18 protein-coding genes are annotated in these 19326 nt (G+C 44.3%); 16 read left to right on the top strand and 2 right to left on the bottom strand.

Annotated elements, in window-relative coordinates; translation table 11 throughout:
* The first annotated feature begins 19 nt into the window (after positions 1 to 19).
* The 10 genes from serA (at position 20) to ACFQ21_RS18265 (ending at position 11595) form a co-directional block, all read left to right on the top strand.
* Entirely contained in the window at positions 20 to 1912 is a 1893-nt protein-coding gene (gene serA / locus ACFQ21_RS18310; RefSeq protein WP_377580815.1) for a phosphoglycerate dehydrogenase, read from the top strand.
* 222 nt (positions 1913 to 2134) lie between these two features.
* Positions 2135 to 2278: a hypothetical protein gene (locus tag ACFQ21_RS18305; protein ID WP_377580812.1), complete on the top strand. Its 144-nt coding sequence runs from the start codon at positions 2135 to 2137 to the stop codon at positions 2276 to 2278.
* The gene (locus ACFQ21_RS18300) at positions 2272 to 2880 is read left to right on the top strand and encodes an ion transporter (RefSeq protein ID WP_377580809.1); all 609 of its coding nucleotides are present in this window, start codon (positions 2272 to 2274) and stop codon (positions 2878 to 2880) included. The genes ACFQ21_RS18305 and ACFQ21_RS18300 overlap by 7 nt, the downstream gene beginning before the upstream one ends.
* A 408-nt stretch (positions 2881 to 3288) precedes the next feature.
* A complete protein-coding gene (locus ACFQ21_RS18295; protein WP_377580807.1) occupies positions 3289 to 4371 on the top strand; it encodes an aminotransferase class V-fold PLP-dependent enzyme in 1083 nt (360 codons plus the stop codon).
* Positions 4372 to 4454: 83 nt separating this feature from the next.
* A complete protein-coding gene (locus ACFQ21_RS18290) occupies positions 4455 to 4991 on the top strand; it encodes an RNA polymerase sigma factor (RefSeq protein ID WP_377580805.1) in 537 nt (178 codons plus the stop codon).
* A 37-nt stretch (positions 4992 to 5028) separates the two neighbouring features.
* A complete protein-coding gene (locus ACFQ21_RS18285; RefSeq protein WP_377580803.1) occupies positions 5029 to 5451 on the top strand; it encodes a hypothetical protein in 423 nt (140 codons plus the stop codon).
* Positions 5451 to 5969 carry a hypothetical protein gene (locus ACFQ21_RS18280; RefSeq protein WP_377580801.1) on the top strand — a complete coding sequence of 173 codons (519 nt, stop codon included), beginning with the start codon at positions 5451 to 5453 and terminating at the stop codon, positions 5967 to 5969. Before ACFQ21_RS18285 ends, ACFQ21_RS18280 begins: the two co-directional genes overlap by 1 nt.
* 56 nt (positions 5970 to 6025) lie before the next feature.
* On the top strand, positions 6026 to 6976 hold the full coding sequence (locus tag ACFQ21_RS18275; protein WP_377580799.1) for a hypothetical protein: 951 nt from the start codon (positions 6026 to 6028) through the stop codon (positions 6974 to 6976).
* Positions 6977 to 7028: 52 nt separating this feature from the next.
* Positions 7029 to 8900 (top strand): M1 family metallopeptidase, encoded by a 1872-nt coding sequence (locus ACFQ21_RS18270; protein WP_377580797.1) that lies wholly within the window; start codon positions 7029 to 7031, stop codon positions 8898 to 8900.
* Positions 8901 to 9213: 313 nt separating this feature from the next.
* Positions 9214 to 11595 carry a TonB-dependent receptor domain-containing protein gene (locus tag ACFQ21_RS18265; RefSeq protein WP_377580795.1) on the top strand — a complete coding sequence of 794 codons (2382 nt, stop codon included), beginning with the start codon at positions 9214 to 9216 and terminating at the stop codon, positions 11593 to 11595.
* A gap of 48 nt (positions 11596 to 11643) precedes the next feature.
* Here ACFQ21_RS18265 and ACFQ21_RS18260 read toward each other — a convergent pair whose 3' ends face one another.
* Positions 11644 to 11889, bottom strand: a complete 246-nt coding sequence (locus tag ACFQ21_RS18260) for a hypothetical protein (RefSeq protein ID WP_377580793.1) — start codon at positions 11887 to 11889, stop codon at positions 11644 to 11646.
* Between the two features lie 126 nt (positions 11890 to 12015).
* Between ACFQ21_RS18260 and ligA the strand changes: the two genes are divergently transcribed.
* From ligA to ACFQ21_RS18240, 4 genes are all read left to right on the top strand, one after another.
* Positions 12016 to 14034 (top strand): NAD-dependent DNA ligase LigA, encoded by a 2019-nt coding sequence (gene ligA / locus ACFQ21_RS18255; RefSeq protein ID WP_377580791.1) that lies wholly within the window; start codon positions 12016 to 12018, stop codon positions 14032 to 14034.
* An 8-nt stretch (positions 14035 to 14042) separates the two neighbouring features.
* Entirely contained in the window at positions 14043 to 14549 is a 507-nt protein-coding gene (locus ACFQ21_RS18250; protein ID WP_377580789.1) for a DUF6913 domain-containing protein, read from the top strand.
* A gap of 32 nt (positions 14550 to 14581) precedes the next feature.
* A complete protein-coding gene (gene dapA / locus ACFQ21_RS18245; protein WP_377580787.1) occupies positions 14582 to 15454 on the top strand; it encodes a 4-hydroxy-tetrahydrodipicolinate synthase in 873 nt (290 codons plus the stop codon).
* Between the two features lie 123 nt (positions 15455 to 15577).
* Positions 15578 to 16069 (top strand): GNAT family N-acetyltransferase, encoded by a 492-nt coding sequence (locus tag ACFQ21_RS18240; protein WP_377580785.1) that lies wholly within the window; start codon positions 15578 to 15580, stop codon positions 16067 to 16069.
* 37 nt (positions 16070 to 16106) lie between these two features.
* Here the strand turns inward: ACFQ21_RS18240 and ACFQ21_RS18235 are convergent, their stop codons facing one another.
* Positions 16107 to 16499: a hypothetical protein gene (locus tag ACFQ21_RS18235; protein WP_377580783.1), complete on the bottom strand. Its 393-nt coding sequence runs from the start codon at positions 16497 to 16499 to the stop codon at positions 16107 to 16109.
* An 851-nt stretch (positions 16500 to 17350) separates the two neighbouring features.
* On the opposite strand from ACFQ21_RS18235, the gene ACFQ21_RS18230 reads away from it, so the two are divergent.
* Both ACFQ21_RS18230 and ACFQ21_RS18225 read left to right on the top strand, forming a co-directional pair.
* Positions 17351 to 18325 carry a vWA domain-containing protein gene (locus ACFQ21_RS18230; RefSeq protein WP_377580781.1) on the top strand — a complete coding sequence of 325 codons (975 nt, stop codon included), beginning with the start codon at positions 17351 to 17353 and terminating at the stop codon, positions 18323 to 18325.
* A gap of 24 nt (positions 18326 to 18349) precedes the next feature.
* The gene (locus ACFQ21_RS18225) at positions 18350 to 19255 is read left to right on the top strand and encodes a tetratricopeptide repeat protein (RefSeq protein ID WP_377580779.1); all 906 of its coding nucleotides are present in this window, start codon (positions 18350 to 18352) and stop codon (positions 19253 to 19255) included.
* The last annotated feature ends 71 nt before the right edge of the window (positions 19256 to 19326 follow it).

Below are 19326 nucleotides of genomic sequence, written 5' to 3'. Positions count from 1 at the left end.
CTTCATTTTTCCAACCCGTATGAAGTTGAATAAATATTTTGTTATCGATTTCGACAGCACTTTTACTAAAGTAGAAGCCTTTGATGTTCTGGCCGACATTTCTTTACAGGATCATCCTGAAAGAGAAGAGCGCAAAAAAAAGATCATTGAGATTACAAACCAGGGAATGGATGGTTCCATTTCGTTCCGCGAATCGTTGGAGAAAAGATTAAACCTGCTCGCACCCAGTCAGCATCACTTACCTGCACTTATCACCAAACTCAAGGGCAGCGTATCAGAATCTTTTAAACGCAATAAAGAGTTCTTTCAACAATACTCTGATAACATCTATATCATCTCTAACGGCTTCCGTGAGTTTATAGAGCCTATCGTTACCGAGTTTGGTATCAAGGCAGAAAATATACTCGCGAATGAATTTCGTTTTGATACAGAAGGTAAAGTGGTTGGCTTTGATACGGAGAACCCGCTATCAGCCAATGGCGGAAAAGTAGAGCAACTTAAAAAGCTCAATCTGCCCGGAGATATTTATGTTATTGGCGATGGCTATACCGACTATGAAATAAAGCATGCCGGTTTAGCAAATAAATTCTTTGCATTTACAGAGAACGTAGAACGCGAAAATGTGAAAAGCAAAGCAGACCACATCACACCAAGTCTTGATGAGTTCCTATACCTGAACAAACTCAACACCGCTATATCCTATCCGAAAAACCGGATCAATGTATTGCTGTTGGAGAACGTTCACCCGGTAGCCGTAGAGTTGCTTCGCGCAGAAGGTTTCAACGTAGAGACCTACCACGCTGCGATGACGGAAGAAGAACTGATACAGAAAATCAAAAATGTATCGGTACTCGGTATACGTTCCAAGACACAGGTTACGGCTAAGGTCCTGGAGCATGCCAATCGCCTGATGGTGATCGGTGCATTCTGTATCGGTACGAACCAGATCGATCTGAAGGAAGCTACAAAAAAAGGTATAGCTGTTTTCAACGCACCGTTTAGCAATACCCGTTCCGTTGTGGAACTCGCTGTTGCTGAAATGATCATCCTGATGCGTAACATCGTAGACAAGTCTAACAAAATGCACAAAGGCGTTTGGGACAAATCTGCGAAGGGAAGCTTTGAAGTGCGCGGTAAAAAACTCGGACTTATCGGTTATGGAAATATAGGCACGCAACTTTCAGTCATTGCCGAATCACTCGGTATGAAAGTGCTATACTATGATACAGAGGAAAAACTGTCACTCGGAAATGCCGTGAAGTGCAAGACGATGACGGAAGTACTCGAGCAGGCTGATGTTATCTCCCTGCACGTGGATGGTCGTAAGGCTAACGCGAACCTCATCGGGCCGAAAGAATTCAGTCTCATGAAGAAAGGTGTTATCTTCATCAACCTGAGCCGCGGACACGTAGTAGATATACAGGCGCTGCGCGAAAATATACTCAGTGGTAAAGTAGCAGGCTGCGCGATCGATGTGTTCCCATACGAACCAGTAAGCAACGATGAAGAATTTATGAGCGAGCTGCGTGGCTTGCCTAACACAATTCTGAGTCCGCACATCGGAGGAAGTACACTCGAAGCACAGGAGAACATCGGTAACTTTGTTCCGGGCAAAATGATGGACTATATCAACACCGGTAGCACATCCAACAGTGTAAACTTCCCGAACCTTACGTTGCCGATTCTGAAAGATGCACATCGCCTCATTCACATTCACAACAACGTGCCGGGTATACTGGCCAAGATCAACCAGCTGTTAGCAGATCACGGCATCAACATCGTAGGACAATATTTGAAGACGAACGAATCTGTAGGTTACGTGATCACGGATATCAACAAGCAATATGACAAAGATGTCATTGCCAAACTCCGCGCGATCGAAAACACGATCAAGTTCAGAGTGTTGTATTGATAACTTTATACGCATTTATTCATGAAAACGCAGGGGTGTTACCGCTGCGTTTTTTTTTGTTGTCTGCGAAAATGCATGAATCATAGAAATCGCAGAAGAATACCAGTAAAAACTTCTCTGCATTTTCTATCGGCAAAATCTGCGGCCTCTCCTGCGACTTCGTCTCTATGAAATAATTTTCGAAGCTGATACAAAGCAGGCAAGACATTCGACATTGTATTGTTGTGCTGCATCGTAGCCAGCGTCTTCATTATCATTGCAGAAAGTGTTCAATCATTTCGTGTAGCGTATGGCCAATGGTTCTTTCTGCTGGAGTGGTTCTTCACCGCTATATTTACCGTGGAATATATAGCACGCGTATGGTAGTATCGAAACGCAGTAAGTATATATTCAGCTTCTTCGGCATTATTGATCTGCTTTCTATTCTTCCCAGCTACCTCGCACTGTTCTTTCCCGGGGCACAATCGCTCATGGTTATTCGCAGTATACGGTTGCTGCGCATTTTCAGAATCTTCAAGCTGTCAAGATATATAGGTGAAAGTCAAAACCTGATGCGCGCGTTACGGGCGAGCAAGCATAAAATAACCGTGTTCCTTGTCACTGTCATTACTTCGGTAATCATTACCGGTACCATGATGTTTTTAGTGGAAGGTCCGGAGCACGGGTTTACCAGTATACCGCGCAGTATATATTGGGCGATTGTAACCATGACTACTGTTGGCTACGGAGATATAGCACCGCAGACAACGCTCGGCCAGGCGCTCGCTTCGTGTATTATGATTCTCGGTTATGGTATTATAGCAGTACCCACCGGTATAGTTTCTGCGGAGATGATACAACTGAAAACGCAGGAAAAACTAACCACACAAGTTTGTCCGCATTGCATGCGCGAAGGTCATGACCATGATGCGGTGTTCTGTAAATACTGCGGAGGAACGTTGAATGAAGAAGTCGAGAAGAGAATATAAAAAACCCAATGGATTTGGTGAGGTGTTTCTGAACCCCATAAAAGACAAGTTTTGAGCTGCCGTCAATCGCAACCTTCTTCTGTTAACCTGCTTTTTGGGCGAGGTCCCGATAAGTATCGGGATGAGGCCTGATTTTGATCGAAAGCTTCACTCGGTATTGTTTAAATTGTTAGGTTCAGCAAACGTGTCCCAAATCCAAGGGCAGTGCGAACATAGGCAAAACACTTTTTTTGGCCAAGATTGATTTAAAAGTATTTTTTTTCTAAACGCGCTAAGCATTGGCTGACAAGCTTTCTACGCGATTATGAAATCTTCAATTTGTTGTAAAAAAAGCTTTCCATTTTTAGGGAACTTTTAACCACACTGCGGTAATGGATAAATGCACAAGCGTTATTTTTGCGCCCGACTATGAATCTCAAGACCAACTTTACTCCCGGCCCTTCTCAACTTTATTTCACGGTAGAAGATCATGTGCGCACAGCTTTCCGCGAAGGCATTCCATCTATATCCCATCGCAGTAAGCAATATGAAGCGATCTATAAAAAAGCGGTTGATGGACTGCGTTCACTGTTAGGACTTCCATCCAACTATCATGTGTTGTTCACAGGTTCTGCCAATGAAATCTGGGAGCGTATCGTTCAGAATCTTGTTGAAGAAAAATCGCTACACTTTGTAAACGGTTCTTTCTCCAAACGCTTCTTCGAGATCGCACAGTTGCTGAATAAGAAACCAGAGAAGATTGAAGTGGCGATGGGGTTGGGTTTTGATTCCAGTGTCGTAGTCCCGGCAGGAATCGAACTTCTTGGAGTAACGCACAACGAAACAAGTTCAGGCGTTTCATTGCCGCTTGAATTTATATACAACTTACGCAAGCAACATCCCGATACATTGATCGCAGTGGATGCTGTGTCTTCCCTACCCTTTCCCGATTTTGATTATACAAAAGTTGACTCGGTATTCTTCTCTGTGCAGAAAGGATTTGGTTTACCGGCAGGATTAGGTGTATGGCTGATCAACGACCGGTGCATTGCCAAAGCAGAACAACTGCTGTCAAAAGGAATTTCCATCGGATCTTTCCACAGCATACCATCGCTATATTCTCACGCTATCAAAAATCAGAATCCTGAAACACCGAACGTACTGGGTATATATTTACTCGCACAGGTGGTAGACGATATGGTGCGCAGAGGCATTACCGCCATTCGCAAAGAGACCGAGTATAAAGCAGCTATACTATACCAGGCACTGGAAAGTCACGGAGCGATAAAACCATTTGTGAAAGATAAAACGTTTCGCTCCCAAACCGTTATTGTTGCAGACTGCGGAGAGCAAACCGAAAGCATCACCAAACTACTTCAGCAAAATGGCATGCAGCCCGGAGATGGCTACGGCTCGTTCAAGAAAACACAACTTCGTTTTGCCAACTTCCCTACGCACTCCAAAGAACAATATGAGTTGCTGGTGGATACACTCGCGGCTTCACGCGGATAAAAAAAAGAGAAAAAATTATGACGGTGCGTTAAACCAACGCACCGTTCTTTTGTCTAATTTTCTGGAATCCACCTCGTTTTCCTTTGGAAGATAAAGAGCTTTTAGAAAAGATCAGGAACGCTGACACGCGGAACTATGGCTTTAACCTGCTGGTACGCATGTATCAGCAACGGGTTTATTGGCACATCCGTAAAATGGTTATTGATCATGACGATGCCGATGACATCACACAGGAGGTCTTTATCAAAATCCACAAGCACATTGAAAACTTCCGAGAAGATTCTCAGCTGTATACCTGGATCTACCGGATCGCTACCAACGAATGCTTAAGTTTTCTGCAGCGCAAGAAGCGCAGATTCTTTTTACCGATCGCTGATGTTGCCAGAGAACTCAGCGCCAAACTCGATCACGCAACGCACGTATCAGGTGATGAAATCCAGTTGAAACTTCAGAAAGCATTGCTGAAGTTGCCGGATAAACAGCGCCTGGTTTTCAACATGAAATATTTTGATGATATGTCGTACGAAGAAATAGCAGCCGTCACTGACACCAGTGTAGGCGCATTGAAAGCGAGCTATCATCACGCAGTAAAGAAAATTGAAGAATTCCTTACAGCATAATTAAACTTTTTGGAAAATTAGAAGTCGAAGATATACCATGAAGCTCGAAGACCTGCCCAAAAAAGAGATATTCGATGTGCCCGAAGGCTACTTTGAGAAGTTGCCGGGTACGATTCAGGCACGCATCGCGGAGCGCAAGCAGCAAACAACATCGCGCCCGGTGCTTCGCTATGCGTTTCAATATGCCTTGCCATTGGTCATGATCATCACGATCGGTCTCATCTGGTTTGAAAAATCATCTTCAAACCCGTCTTCAACCGAAACACTTCTGGCAGAAATACAAACCGAAGACCTGATCACGTACCTCGATGATACCGACATGAGTACGGATGAATTACTGGAGCATGCATCATTGAATGCTGCGGATGTGGAAGAGATTGAGCAGGAAGTATACGGGCTTGACCTTGACAATGAAACACTGGATATACTAACCGATGAAATGGAATTAAACAGTTTGTGATGAAGATACTAACCAACATAATTGTAATGCTGTTGCTTTCTGTCAGGCTGTTTGCGCAGGACGAAGAACTTCAGCAGCAAGAGCAGGATCCGAAGGTAAAACAAAAGATACAGGCGGCACGCGTAGCCTATATTACGGATCAGCTTGCCCTTACACCCGAAGAGGCCGAAAAGTTCTGGCCTATATATCGTGAGTTCTCGGAGAAGCGTCAGCACTTGCTGAAAGAATACCGGCAGGCCAAGCGAAACCCCGATCCGAATAAAACAGCCGAGCAAAACGATAAAGACCTGGTGGACCTCAGTCTGAAATTAAAACAGCAGGAGGTTGATCTTGAAAAAGATTACTCTGGCAAATTGCTGAAAGTTATTTCGGCACAGAAGCTTCGTACGTTACCGGAAGCCGAACGAAAATTCAGGCAAATGATTCTTGACCAGATACAACGCAGGCAAGGGCAACGCGACCGGCTTGATAATATGCGCGACCGGCAACAGCAAAAACTTCAGCAACGAAATAATTGATCACGTAACCAGCCGCCAATCCTCTACCACTGATACTATATCAGTTGATTGGCCTCATGATGAATTCGATACGAAGGAACATCTTCCTTGTCTTGCTGTTCTCCTGTTCACGACTTGTGGCACAGGACGAAGATTCTTTTTTATCGGATCTGCCAGATGCCGATTCTGCTCTTACGTTTCAGGACTCACTGAATATATTTAGTCTCATTGACAGTTTGCTTCAACTGGAAGATGTCAGCGGCTCACAACTTGCACTGCGTGTAGGCTATAACAGCAATGTGCAATCTGCGGGTCGCACACTGGGTATTGATAACTTCGGTCTTGCTCCGGGTATATCCTACTATCATTCTTCGGGACTATATGCTGATGTTACCGGCTTCTGGAGTAAAGACTTTGTTCCATCTTACTATCTCACCGTTGCTTCTGTCGGGTACCTCCACACCTTCTCCAAAAAGTTTTCGGCTATGGCGGGTTACGATCATTACTTCTATACCGAGCAGGACGATGACAGTTATATACCCTACCAGAATACTGTATCCATAACACCTATACTGGAACTACATCCGGTAACTATATCGGTAAATTACGCCTACTACTTTGGCGATGCGCATGTGCACCGTATAGCTCCCGGCATCAACCTGACCTTTCAGAAGCGTAACTGGAAAGGCATTGACCGGATCGCATTCTCACCGGCATTCTTTGCGTTGTTCGGTAACGACATCATCACCGAAGTACGTTACCCGGAGACTGTACGCGAGTTGATACGCAGGGTACGGCAGGGTTTGCCATGGTATGAAATTACCGAACGGAATGAATTCGGTATTATGAATTATACCCTGAGTGCACCCATTAGTGTGAGCTATAAAAACTGGAATCTTACCTTAACTTATAACTATAACATACCGAAAGCACTCCCCGGTGAAACCCTCACCTATTCGGAAAGCAGCTTTCTTTCAGGCAGCCTTTCTTACTTTATAGCCCTCAGGCAACATAAATCAGGTTTGTAATATTCAAGTCTTTGAATATTATTGTCAGAACTTATTAACCAAACCAACCAACATGGTTCAATTCAAAAAAATTGTTTTCATTGCTTTTGCTGTGATGAGCTGCCTGTATGCACATGCGCAGGACTACCGCTGGCAGCAACGTGCGGAGTATATCATGGATGTGCGCCTCGATGTAAAAACGCATAAAGTTACAGGCTCGCAAAAGCTAACCTACTATAACAACTCAAAAGATACCCTCACCAAAGTATACTATCATTTATATTTCAACGCCTTTCAACCGGGCAGTATGATGGATGTTCGTTCGCGCAACATCGCTGATCCTGACCAGCGCGTGAAAGACCGTATATCAAAACTGAAAGATGACGAGATCGGCTATCAGCATATACTTTCACTGAAGCAGGATGGTAAAGATACCCGCTATAAAGTAGACGGTACGATACTGGAAGTAACACTGCCGAAAGCTATTCTTCCCGGGGCAAAAACAGTATTCGATATGAAATTCGAATCACAGGTACCGGTGCAGATCAGAAGAAGCGGACGTAACAACCGCGAAGGTATAGCCTACTCCATGACACAGTGGTATCCGAAGATGGCCGAGTATGATTTCCGCGGATGGCATGCCTATCAATATGTAGCACGTGAGTTCCACGGTGTGTGGGGCGACTTCGATGTAAAGATCACGATTGATCCTTCCTTCATTATTGGTGGTACCGGTAAACTGGTGAACGCTGACAAGATCGGCTATGGCTATGAAAAAGAAGGCGCAGCGGTAAAGCGTGCTGAAGGTGAACTTACCTGGAATTTTGTAGCGAAGAATGTAATTGACTTTGCATGGGCTGCAGATCCTGACTATATGCACGATCGTGCACATGTGCCGAATGGTCCGGAGCTTCACTTCTTCTACCAGAAAAGCGAGAAGACCATCACCAACTGGAAGAAGATGGAAGACTATGCTGTGAAGCATTTTGAATTTATGAATAAGACATTCGGTAAATATCCATACGAAAGCTACTCGATCATTCAGGGTGGCGATGGTGGTATGGAATACCCGATGTGTACACTGATTCTCGGTGATGGTAGCCTCGAAGGTCTTATCGGAGTGATGTCGCACGAAGCTGCGCACAGCTGGTACCAGGGTGTACTTGCCTCCAACGAATCGCTATATCCGTGGATTGATGAAGGCTTTACTGATTTTGCAAGCCAGGAATCAGAAGCTATACTCTTCAATACACCGGTTGCCGAATCACATGCCAGCAGTTACAATGCATACTTCAACCTGATCAAGCGCGGGTTGCAGGAACCGATCAGTCAGCATTCCGATCATTACAATACCAACAACGCCTATAGCACTTCTGCGTATGCGATGGGTACTATATTTCTGCACCAGTTGAAATATATCATTGGTGAAGATCATTTTTACAAAGGCATGCGTCTCTACTATAACACGTGGAAGTTCAAACATCCGGAGCCGAACGATTTCATCCGCGTGATGGAAAAAGTTTCCGGCATGCAATTAAAGTGGTATATGAGTTACTGGGTAAACACTACCAAGAAGATTGACTATACCATTAAGACGGTAATTGAAAAAGACAACAATACATTTGTGACCCTCGAACGCCTCGGGGAATTTCCGATGCCGGTAGATCTCGTTGTTACGTATAAAGATGGCTCCAAGGAGTTATACTATATTCCGTTGAATGAGACACTCGGCAGCAAACCTGTAGAAGACAAGAGTGTGAAGCGCACCGATCTTACGGCATGGCCGTGGGTAAATCCGCAGTATACGGCACAGATTACACGTACTGCCAGCGAGATTGCTACTATCGAAATTGATCCAAGCATGCGTTTGGCAGATGTAGATCGCAAGAATAACATCGTTGATATTTCACAAGGATTGAAAGCGTATCAGAACGCTACCCGCTAGAAAATACACATCAACTAAAAAAGTGAGGCGCTTCGGAGCCTCACTTTTTTATATACCCATCCAGCCCGTTGTCTCAATTGTAAAATATTCTCCTTTTATCGATCACAAACTGCATTTCATACGGTACACCACGCGGTTCGAACTTTGTGCATCATATTTCATATCGAAAGTAAGAATACACGCGTATCGGAGAGGCATACTTTTTTAAATTACCAGTACTGTCTTCCACACTGATAAAAGACCTTTGCTCCTAAACGCATTGTCGTTTCAAGAAGGGGTATCTACTTTGTAATTCCGTACACGGTTCTATGTAATGAAATTTTTACCCGCGATAGTATTCCTCCTGTATACCTTGACAGTTTCTGCACAAGACAGCTTTACTATTTCAGGAAAAGTTACCGATGAGCAACAACAGCCTGTGCCCTTCGCAAGTATAGCGATACACGCTGCCACTGACTCAACGCTGGTGACGGGAACTGTTTCAGATGATAAAGGTGAATTTGTCATCAACGCAAAACCGGGTAACTATTTTATCAAAGTAACCTTCCTCTCCTACCAGGAAACTATACTTCCCAACATTGTGATCAGTCAGGCAAATATGAACATCGGCACGGTTGTGATGAAAGCCGAAGCGAGTATGCTGAAAGAAGTTGTGATACAGGGAGAGAAAGCGCAGATGGAATTGCAATTGGACAAACGTGTATTCAACGTGAGCCAGGATTTAAGTAACGTAGGTTTGAACGCAGCCGATATACTCGGCAACCTTCCATCCATCAACGTAGATGTTGATGGCACCGTAAGTCTTCGCGGAAGTGAAAATGTTCGTATACTGATTGATGGTCGCCCGTCCGGGTTAACAAGTCGCGATCCTGATGCCTTGCGTAAACTGCAGGGCAACATGGTGGAACGTGTAGAAGTAATTACCAACCCATCGTCACGATACGATGCTGCGGGTGAAGTCGGTATCATTAACATCATCCTGAAGAAAGATCAGCAGAAAGGGATCAACGGTACATTTACGGCCAATGGCGGTCATCCGTATTTGCTGGGAGGTTCGTATAGTATAAACTTCCGCAGAAACAAAGTAAACCTGTTTTCAAGCTATGGTATAGATGATCGCAGAACGCCCGGCTTCGGCTCTTCCTTTCAACGCTATAGCAGCAGCGATACCAGTTTTATATACGAACAAAAAAATGATCGCTCACGCGGAGGACTTGCCCACAACATCATGGCCGGTGTTGATTACTTTGTTACCGACAAAAGTACCATCACGGCTTCATTCCTTTTAAATCCATCCTTCGGTGTAAACAAATCTACCAATGAATATCTCGACTACGATGAAAGCGGCACGCTCATAAAAAAAGTAGTGCGCACCGAGCGCGAAGAAGAAGATGAGGAAACCATTGAAGGAACTTTAAGCTATAAAAAAGATTACGAGCGAAAAGGTCGCACATTCACAGCAGACTTTAAATGGATAAAAGGTGTTGATGACGAAGCTACCGATTATACCGAAGGCGAACCCGGTGGTCCGCTCACTTTACAACGCGCAGTGAACAATGCCAATGAAACCAACTGGCTGGTGCAGGCAGACTATATTCATCCGTTCTCTCCCACAGGTAAAGTGGAGGCCGGTATAAAAACAGCATCGCGTATTATTCGCAATGAATATTCATTGGAGCAATTTGATGGCGAAGCCGAGAACTGGTTTGCTCTCCCTGCTTTCACCAACAACATGATCTATACCGAGCGCATCCATGCCGTATATATGATGGCGAGTAATACATTCAATAAAGTTTCGCTGCAGGGCGGTTTGCGCGGTGAGTATTCTGATATTACCACAGAGCTTACCGTAACAAACGAGGAGAATCCTCGCTCCTATTTTAATTTATTTCCGAGTGCGAACTTGTCGTACAAACTAAAAGAGAATAACACCCTGCAACTCAGCTATAGTTATCGCATCAGTCGCCCGGACTTCCGTGACCTGCTTCCGTTCTCTGACTTCCGCGACTCGCGTGTGTTTTTCATTGGTAATCCGAATCTGAAACCGGAATATACTCATGCGTATGAGGCCGGCTATTTGCTTGACTGGGAAAACGGATCTATACTCTCCAGTGTATATTACAGACACCGCACCGATGTTATTCAACGCATTGTTACCGGAGTGGACTCTACCGGAAGAACACGTGTAATACCCACCAACCTGGCCGAAGAAAATGCATACGGTGTTGAAATGAATTTCTCGCTGAGTATACATGACTGGTGGCGGATAAACAGCAGCGCTAATTTTTATCGTGCTATAACAGAAGGTTCGTATGAAGATGAACTGTTGAAGAGCGACACCTATACCTGGACTGCCCGCGCTACATCACGCATGACATTTTTCAAGAATCTTGATTTCCAGGCTACGTTCAATTACCGCGGACCACGCATTACGACTCAGGGTAAAAATCTCGCGATCTATTCGGTTGATCTGGGTTTATCACGCGATATACTGAAAGGTAAAGGAACACTGGCAGCTTCGGTACGCGATCTCTTTAACTCCCGCATTCGTAAAAATATAGTAGACACCGAAGGATATTATTCCAACACGCGCTTCCAGTGGCAATCGCGTCAGTTCCTCCTCACATTTACATATCGTCTTAACCAAATGAAAGAAAAAGAACGTGATCGTGAACATTCGGAAGAAGAGTTATAACAACAATAAACCCGGTATATACGCTGCATGCTTACAAGCTATAACACTCTAGCCTGTATAGTGCTTCCGCGACACTTCCACATTCTTGTGAAGGGACAGTCGTTGTCCCATTTTTACTCCTGATCCCGTAGGATACGTTGGCTTAACAAGGAATAGTTTTTTATTCGATAGACATGTACTCTTGCCTTTCTCCTCATGATGTTGAAGATCAGTGCAGCTACCATCGAGTTGCCAACTCCAAAAGGCGTCTGATCCTGAGAAAGAACCTCCGTTGAGCATCCAAAGATATTTCAAAAAAAGTTGGCGTGACCTTTAAAAATTTTGATCATAGCCAGTGAATCGCCATAGGGCAGTCGAATATCGATTGAACCGTGGCGATTTCATTTTTTGCTATAACTTTAAGCGCTTAATTTTTCAGGTATGACCCCGGCACAAGCGCTAAAAGAAATTCAGGAACTCACCAGCAAGATAAATTATCACAACGATCTCTATTATCAGAAAAATACAACGGAGATCAGCGATCAGGAATTTGACCTGTTGCTGAAAAAACTCGAACATCTTGAAAAAGAATTTCCGGAGCTGAAACAGCCCGACTCCCCTTCACAACGTGTGGGCGGAACCATCACCAAAGAATTTGCCAACGTATACCACAAGTACCCGATGCTTTCGCTTGGCAACACCTATAGCCAGGAAGAACTCGAAGATTGGGATGCGCGTGTAGCAAAAGGGTTGGAAGGTGATGCTTATGAATATTTCTGCGAACTGAAGTTCGATGGTGTATCGATGAGCCTCACATACGAAAATGGTCTGCTCGTGCGCGGTGTTACCCGGGGCGATGGTGTGCGTGGCGATGACGTAACCAACAACATTCGCACCATACGTTCTATACCGTTGAAGGTAAAAGGCACCAACGCACCTGCATCTTTTGAAGTGCGCGGTGAAGTGTTTCTGCCGAAAGATGTTTTTCTGCAACTTAACAAAGAGCGTGAAGACATCGGTGAAGAGCGTTATGCGAATGCGCGCAATACAGCTTCGGGTACCGTGAAGATGCAAGACTCTACCGAAGTAGCCAGACGAAAACTGGATTGCTACGCTTACTCCCTGCTCGGTGAAGATGTAGCAGACACGCATGAAGAGTCTATTCAAAAACTGGAGGCCTGGGGTTTCAACGTATCGCCAACATATCGCAAATGCAAAAACATCCAGGAGGTAATAAAGTACATTACCGAGTGGGACACCAAGCGACAGGATCTTCCGCTGGAGACAGACGGAGTGGTGATCAAAGTTAACAGTCTCGAACAACAGGAACGTTTGGGCTTCACGGCAAAAAGTCCGCGATGGGCCATCGCCTATAAATACAAAGCACAAAGCATCAGCACGCGGCTCAACGGAGTGACCTACCAAGTTGGAAGAACCGGAGCTGTTACCCCTGTGGCCGAACTTGAACCGGTGTTCCTCGCGGGCACCACGGTGAAACGCGCCTCACTTCACAACGCAAATCAGATTGCACAGCTTGACCTTCGCATCGGTGATTATGTGTTTGTTGAAAAAGGTGGCGAGATCATTCCGAAAGTTACCGGGGTTGATCTTGAAAAAAGAAAAGAGGATGTTCAGCCGATTCAATATATAGCGAACTGCCCGGTGTGCAACACGCCACTCATCCGGTTCGAAGGTGAAGCCGCATTCTACTGTCCTAACATCACAGGTTGTGCTCCGCAGATACGAGGTCGTGTTGAACACTTCATTCAGCGCAAGGCCATGGATATAGATTCACTGGGTGAGCAAACCATCAAGCAACTCTACGAGCTCGGACTTGTAAAAAGTCCGGCAGATTTATACTCGTTAACACGCGAAGATGTACTTCGTCTGGAAGGATTTAAAGACAAGTCTGCCAAGAACTTACTGGATGGTATCTCAAAGTCAAAAGAAACTCCTTTTGAGAGTGTTCTCTTTGCGATCGGTATACGTTATGTCGGTAAAACGGTAGCTGAAAAACTGGCGCGTTACTTCAAGTCGATCGATAAAATTGCCGAAGCATCGCTTGAAGATCTTTTAAAAGCCCCGGAAGTTGGCGAGAAGATCGCCCAGAGCGTCTATCAGTTCTTCCGCAATGAAGATAGCCAGTTGGAAATTTCGAGGCTTAAAGCGGCTGGATTGCAATTTGAAAGTACAGCCAAAGAGCCTGAGAAACTGAGTGATGTACTCGGCAACAAATCATTCGTGATCTCCGGAGTATTTGAACGGTACGAACGCGAACAATTGCAGGAGATCATCGTTCAGAATGGAGGCCGTGTTGTCTCTTCTGTTTCCGGAAAGTTGGATTATTTACTGGCAGGTGATAATATGGGGCCCTCAAAGCGCGAGAAGGCAGAGAAACTGGGTGTAAAGATCATCTCTGAACAAGACTTTGAAAAACTATTGACCGGACATACATTATAACTTTAGCAATGAAGCTTAACTTTTTGAAATTCAAAACAAATGCACTCCTTAAGAAGAACAAAGCTTTACGTGCTGCTGTAGGTTATAAAGAAGCTAAAACAGTAGGTTTGATCTTTACAGTTGAAGACAAACAGAAACACTATATCGTTAAGGAATTCATTAAAAAGCTGGAGCAGGACGAAAAAAATATCCAGGTGTTGGAGTACCTCCCCGCCCGCCACGATAACTATGAATTCAAATTCGATTTCTTTACTGAGAAAGACCTGTCGTTCTGGGGCAACATAACATCGTCAAACGCATTGCAATTTGCCCAGGCACCTTTTGATTTTTTATTCTACATCGACTTAACTCCTAACGACCTCATATTACATTTGCTGGCCAAGAGTAAAGCGAAGTGTCGGGTAGGAAAGTTTTTTGACAAGGGCGAGCAATACCTGGAACTCATGATCGAGTCGGTAGCCAACACACAGGCACTGGTCGACAACATGTACAAGTATGCAACCCAGCTGAAGTAGAAACATTTTACGAATTTCAATATCAACCCTTTATGAAAAAGTTATATGGAACCGGTGTAGCCCTGGTTACTCCGTTCACGGAATCGCTGGAAGTAGATTACAGAGCCCTTAAAAAATTACTGAGTCACACGGCAAAGGGTGCAGATTACTATGTAGTGCTTGGCACAACAGGTGAGTCTCCTACCGTTACCAGCGAAGAGAAGAAAAAGATACTGCAATTCGTAAAGGACAACAATAGCAAGAACCTGCCGATCGTGTACGGTATTGGTGGCAACAACACCGATGAAGTGCTCGAAGCTATACATGAAACCGACCTGAAAGGTGTTGATGCTTTACTTTCAGTAAGCCCCTACTATAACAAACCATCTCAGGAAGGTATATACCTTCACTTCAAAAAAATTGCAGATGCATCTCCGGTGCCTGTGCTTCTCTATAATATTCCGGGAAGAACTGGTTCGAACATGGCCGCAGAAACAACGCTGCGACTGGCAACACACAAGAACATTATCGGTATAAAAGAATCATCCGGTAACCTGGAGCAGTGCATGAAGATCGCGAAGTATATGCCGAAAGATTTTCTGTTGGTATCCGGTGATGATATGTTATCGCTGCCGATATATTCCATCGGAGGTAAAGGTGTGATCTCTGTTCTGGCCAACCCGTTCCCGGTAACTTTCAAAAAGGTAAAAGAGTATGTGTTTGCCGGTAACTATACCAAAGCATCGCAGGAGTTATTCAAACTTCTGGATATTAACGGAGCGATGTATGAAGAAGGCAACCCGATCGGTGTGAAGTATGTTCTCTCTTTATTGGGAATCATCGAACCCCACGTACGCCTGCCACACGCTCCCGCATCAGCTGCATTAAAGAAAAAGATCGACACACTCTTCAAAGAGATCAAATAACTGGCGCAAGTCTTCCGACTTGTGCCACCCATGTTGACAGTCTCCAGACTGTCAACATTTTTTTATCCCGTTATTTCATTCTTTATTTCTCATTCCCATTTTTCACTTCGATTCAACCCACCCATGACCATCCGAAACGCCACCCCAACCGATATAACCATCATCCAGGACCTCGCTGAAAAAACCTGGTGGCCAACCTACGCACCAATCCTCACCAACGAACAAATCCGCTACATGCTGAACCTGATCTACTCCACAGAAGCATTGACCCGCGTGATGAAAGATGGTTCACAACAATTCATGTTACTTTCCGATGAACGCGGAGATCAGGCCTTCGCAGCATACGGTCCGCGCAAAGAAGAGAAACTCGTAACGAAGCTTCACAAGATATATGTACTCCCCGACAACCAGGGCAAAGGCTATGGTAAAGTTCTTATCAATGAAATCATTCAACGCATAAAAAAAGAGAATCACCACGCACTCGATCTCAATGTGAATCGTTATAACCCTGCTATTTCATTTTACGAGAAGATGGGCTTCACAGTAATCCGCGAAGAAGATATAGCCATTGGACCTTACTGGATGAATGACTTTGTGATGAGAAAAGAAATTTAAGAGAAGAAGATTAAAGAGCGCATAGATAGACCAGGATTTACTTCATTCGCTTCAACACTTCCACCAGTCGGTAATCAGATCCTTCCATGCGAACTTCAAATTTATACCCGTCCGGGTATGTTTCGAGAATCCGTATGGTGAGTGTTTTACCACGATACGAGTTCATGGTTTCATCCTGCCCTTCTACAAGGTTTAGTTGATAGGTACAATCGTTGATCCACGTAACTTTAAACCTGATAGTAACGCCCCTTGCAACATCGGTTTCAGTTTGAAAGGAAAGATCGCGTTCCACTATATATGTACCGGCCTTCTCCCTTTCAGTCAGTGTAAATTTACCGGTCTTGAATTGTTGGCAGTTTAATTCACTACCAGTCCAGTCGAGACTTGTTCCAAGAAGTAAAAGTACTATGGGAAGATCTTTTATCCCCATACGTTGTTAATCAAAGGCGAGGAATTATAGTTCCCGTCCCGGATCACTTTCCCCTTGCATTTACAAAACAATGCACTGGCGCAAGTCTTACGGCTTGTGCCCCCTATCAGCAGTCTACAGACTGTTCAAACAAATAACCTGTTATAACACAAGCCCGAAACACACAACGGGTACTAGTCTACTCAACAAAGACCTTACTACAATAGACCCGGTCATTCAAAAACACCTGCACAATATATACACCTGCCCCATCCCGGAAGGAAGATTAATCGTCAGATGATTTCCTTGTATCGCATCAGCCGTGTATCGTCCTGAGTATAATTCTTCGCCAGACAAGCTAGTAACTCTCACCTCCAACGGACTGTCACTGGAAGAATTTACCAGTATATTTAAATTTGAGTTCTTCAACGGATTTGGAGACACGACAACCTCATCTGCCCTCTCAAGCTCGATCGATCGAACGCCAAGATATTTATAATTACCATCCAGATCTGTTTGCTTCAACCTATAGTAAGACAATCCGGCAAGTGGAGCTTCATCTGTTATACTATAGGAATGGCGATCATTACTGGTGTTAGCACCATCAACCCGTTCAACTTCCTGAAAAATACGGCCGTCAGTAGTCCATTTAATAGCCGGGTGATTTTACGGGGTCTAGAAAAATCCGCAAGAGCATCCGGAATTTTACATAGAGACGACTCATCGCGAGGAGAAAACGCAACAAGTCCCGGAGGCTCCGGCTGAAAATCATCGACCATCGTTTTTCCGGATCGCTCACCGTTCCTCAGGCAAAAATGACTTGCATAAACACGCCAGGAATCGTTACTTGCTGATTGTAAATTGCTTAAAACGTGCTTTGGTATCGTGACTTTGGATTAACGGAAATCATCTTTATCGCCCTGTTCGCGATATTGTATGCAGCCTATATTGTACGGGTGGTTAAGATTGGCAGAGGTTTAAACACGCCTTATTATACTATATTTATTAAACTCGGAATCCGCACCCTATATTTTGCATTATTCATGATCGCTTTGCTCGGGCCATCGTTTGGTGGCTCGAAGAAGGAAGTGAAGTCGGTGGGTAAGGATATCATGATCTGCATCGACCTCTCCAAGTCCATGGATGCTTTCGACATTCAACCTACGCGACTGGAGAAGATCAAATTCGAAATGAAACGTCTTGTATCAGCATTCAACTCCGATCGCATCGGCATTATTATTTTTAGCTCCGAGGCATTTATGCAATGCCCGTTGACGTACGATCAGAACGCGCTGAACCTGTTCATTGAAACGATGAACTCGTCACTGGTGCCTAGCTCGGGTACAGACTTCGGTCCTCCCCTGCGCATGGCTTTGAAGAAACTTGAAGAAGATGAAAAGACCGGACCTCCCACACAATCCAAATCAAAAGTAATTATACTCATCAGCGATGGCGAAGATTTTGGAGAAGACACCGAAGAGGTTGCGCGCGAGGTAGAGAATAAAGACATCAAATTGTTTACGTTAGGTGTCGGTACCGAGTCGGGCGGAAATATATATGCCGGTCGAGGATTGAAAACAGATAAGAACGGCAGACCTGTGCTGACACGACTCAACTCAAAATCGCTTCGCACGCTGGCCGGTAAAACCGATGGCCAGTATTTTGAGATCAATGAAACTAAAAACGATGTTTCCCGCTTAATTAATACAATCGACAAGATCGAGGGAGAACTGCGGGATGCGCGGTATGTAGATGTAACAGCCAACAAGTATTTTTACTTTCTCGCTGCAGCAGCTATATTGTTGCTGCTCGATGTACTGATCAACATACCAACCTTACGAATATAGCTTTAACGTTTAAACCAGGCAGACATGAAGTATATATTGGTTTCCTTATTTGTAGTTGCTTTTGTTACCGACCCGTTTCGGATTGGCAAAATCAATCGTGCAAAATCGGAGGCGCGTGAAGCCTATACTTCCGGTGACTATAAAACAGCGGTTCAAAAGTATCATTACCTCATCGACTCTATGAAGGTAATGGAAGATGAACTGAAGCTGAACCTCGCCAATGCGTATTTCATGATGAACGATACCGCCAATGCGCTGACGAACTACGAATCGCTCGCGGGCAGTAAAGTAAATGCAGTACGCTCGAAGGCACAGCAGCAGTTAGGTATCATGAACTATCGCAAGCAAAAAAACGAACAAGCCCTTAACAATTTCAAGCAGGCGATCAAGGCAGATCCGGATAACATGGATGCCCGCTATAATTATGAGCTGTTGAAAAAGAAATTAGACGAGAAGAAGAAAAAGGAAGAAGAGGAACAGAAAAAAGATCAACAGAAGAAAGACCAGCAGAAGGATCAGCAGCAAAATAAAGATCAGCAACAAAAGGATCAGCAGCAGAAAGATCAACAACAAAAAGAGCAGGAAAAGAAAGATCAGCAAAATAAAGATCAGAAGAGCAAAGAGCAGCAGCAGAAAGAACAACAGCAAAAAGAGCAACAACAAAAAGAACAGCAGCAAAAGGAACAACAACAGAAAGAGCAGGAAAAGAAAGATCAGCAACAAAAGGATCAGCAGAACCCTGAGCAAAAACAAGATCAGGAAAAGAAGAAGCCTAATCCTGAGCTCTCTGAAAAATTAGAACAGATGAAGATCAGCGAACAAAAAGCCCGCATGATCCTCGAAGCTATGAAGAACCAGGAAATTCAATACCTGCAACAGAACAAACGCAAAGCTTCAAAACCCAAAGACAAAGGGAAACCTGACTGGTAATATTCAGATTTTCATCATGGCAGAGAAACGTTCTCTGCCATGACTATATATATCGTTATTCTTTAGTATAT

Origin of the sequence: Ohtaekwangia kribbensis (assembly GCF_042676245.1) — a bacterium.
GTDB classification, from domain to species: Bacteria; Bacteroidota; Bacteroidia; order Cytophagales; family Cyclobacteriaceae; genus Ohtaekwangia; species Ohtaekwangia kribbensis.
The sequence above is the reverse complement of the archived record's forward strand: the minus strand, read 5'-3'. Positions and strand labels throughout refer to the sequence as shown.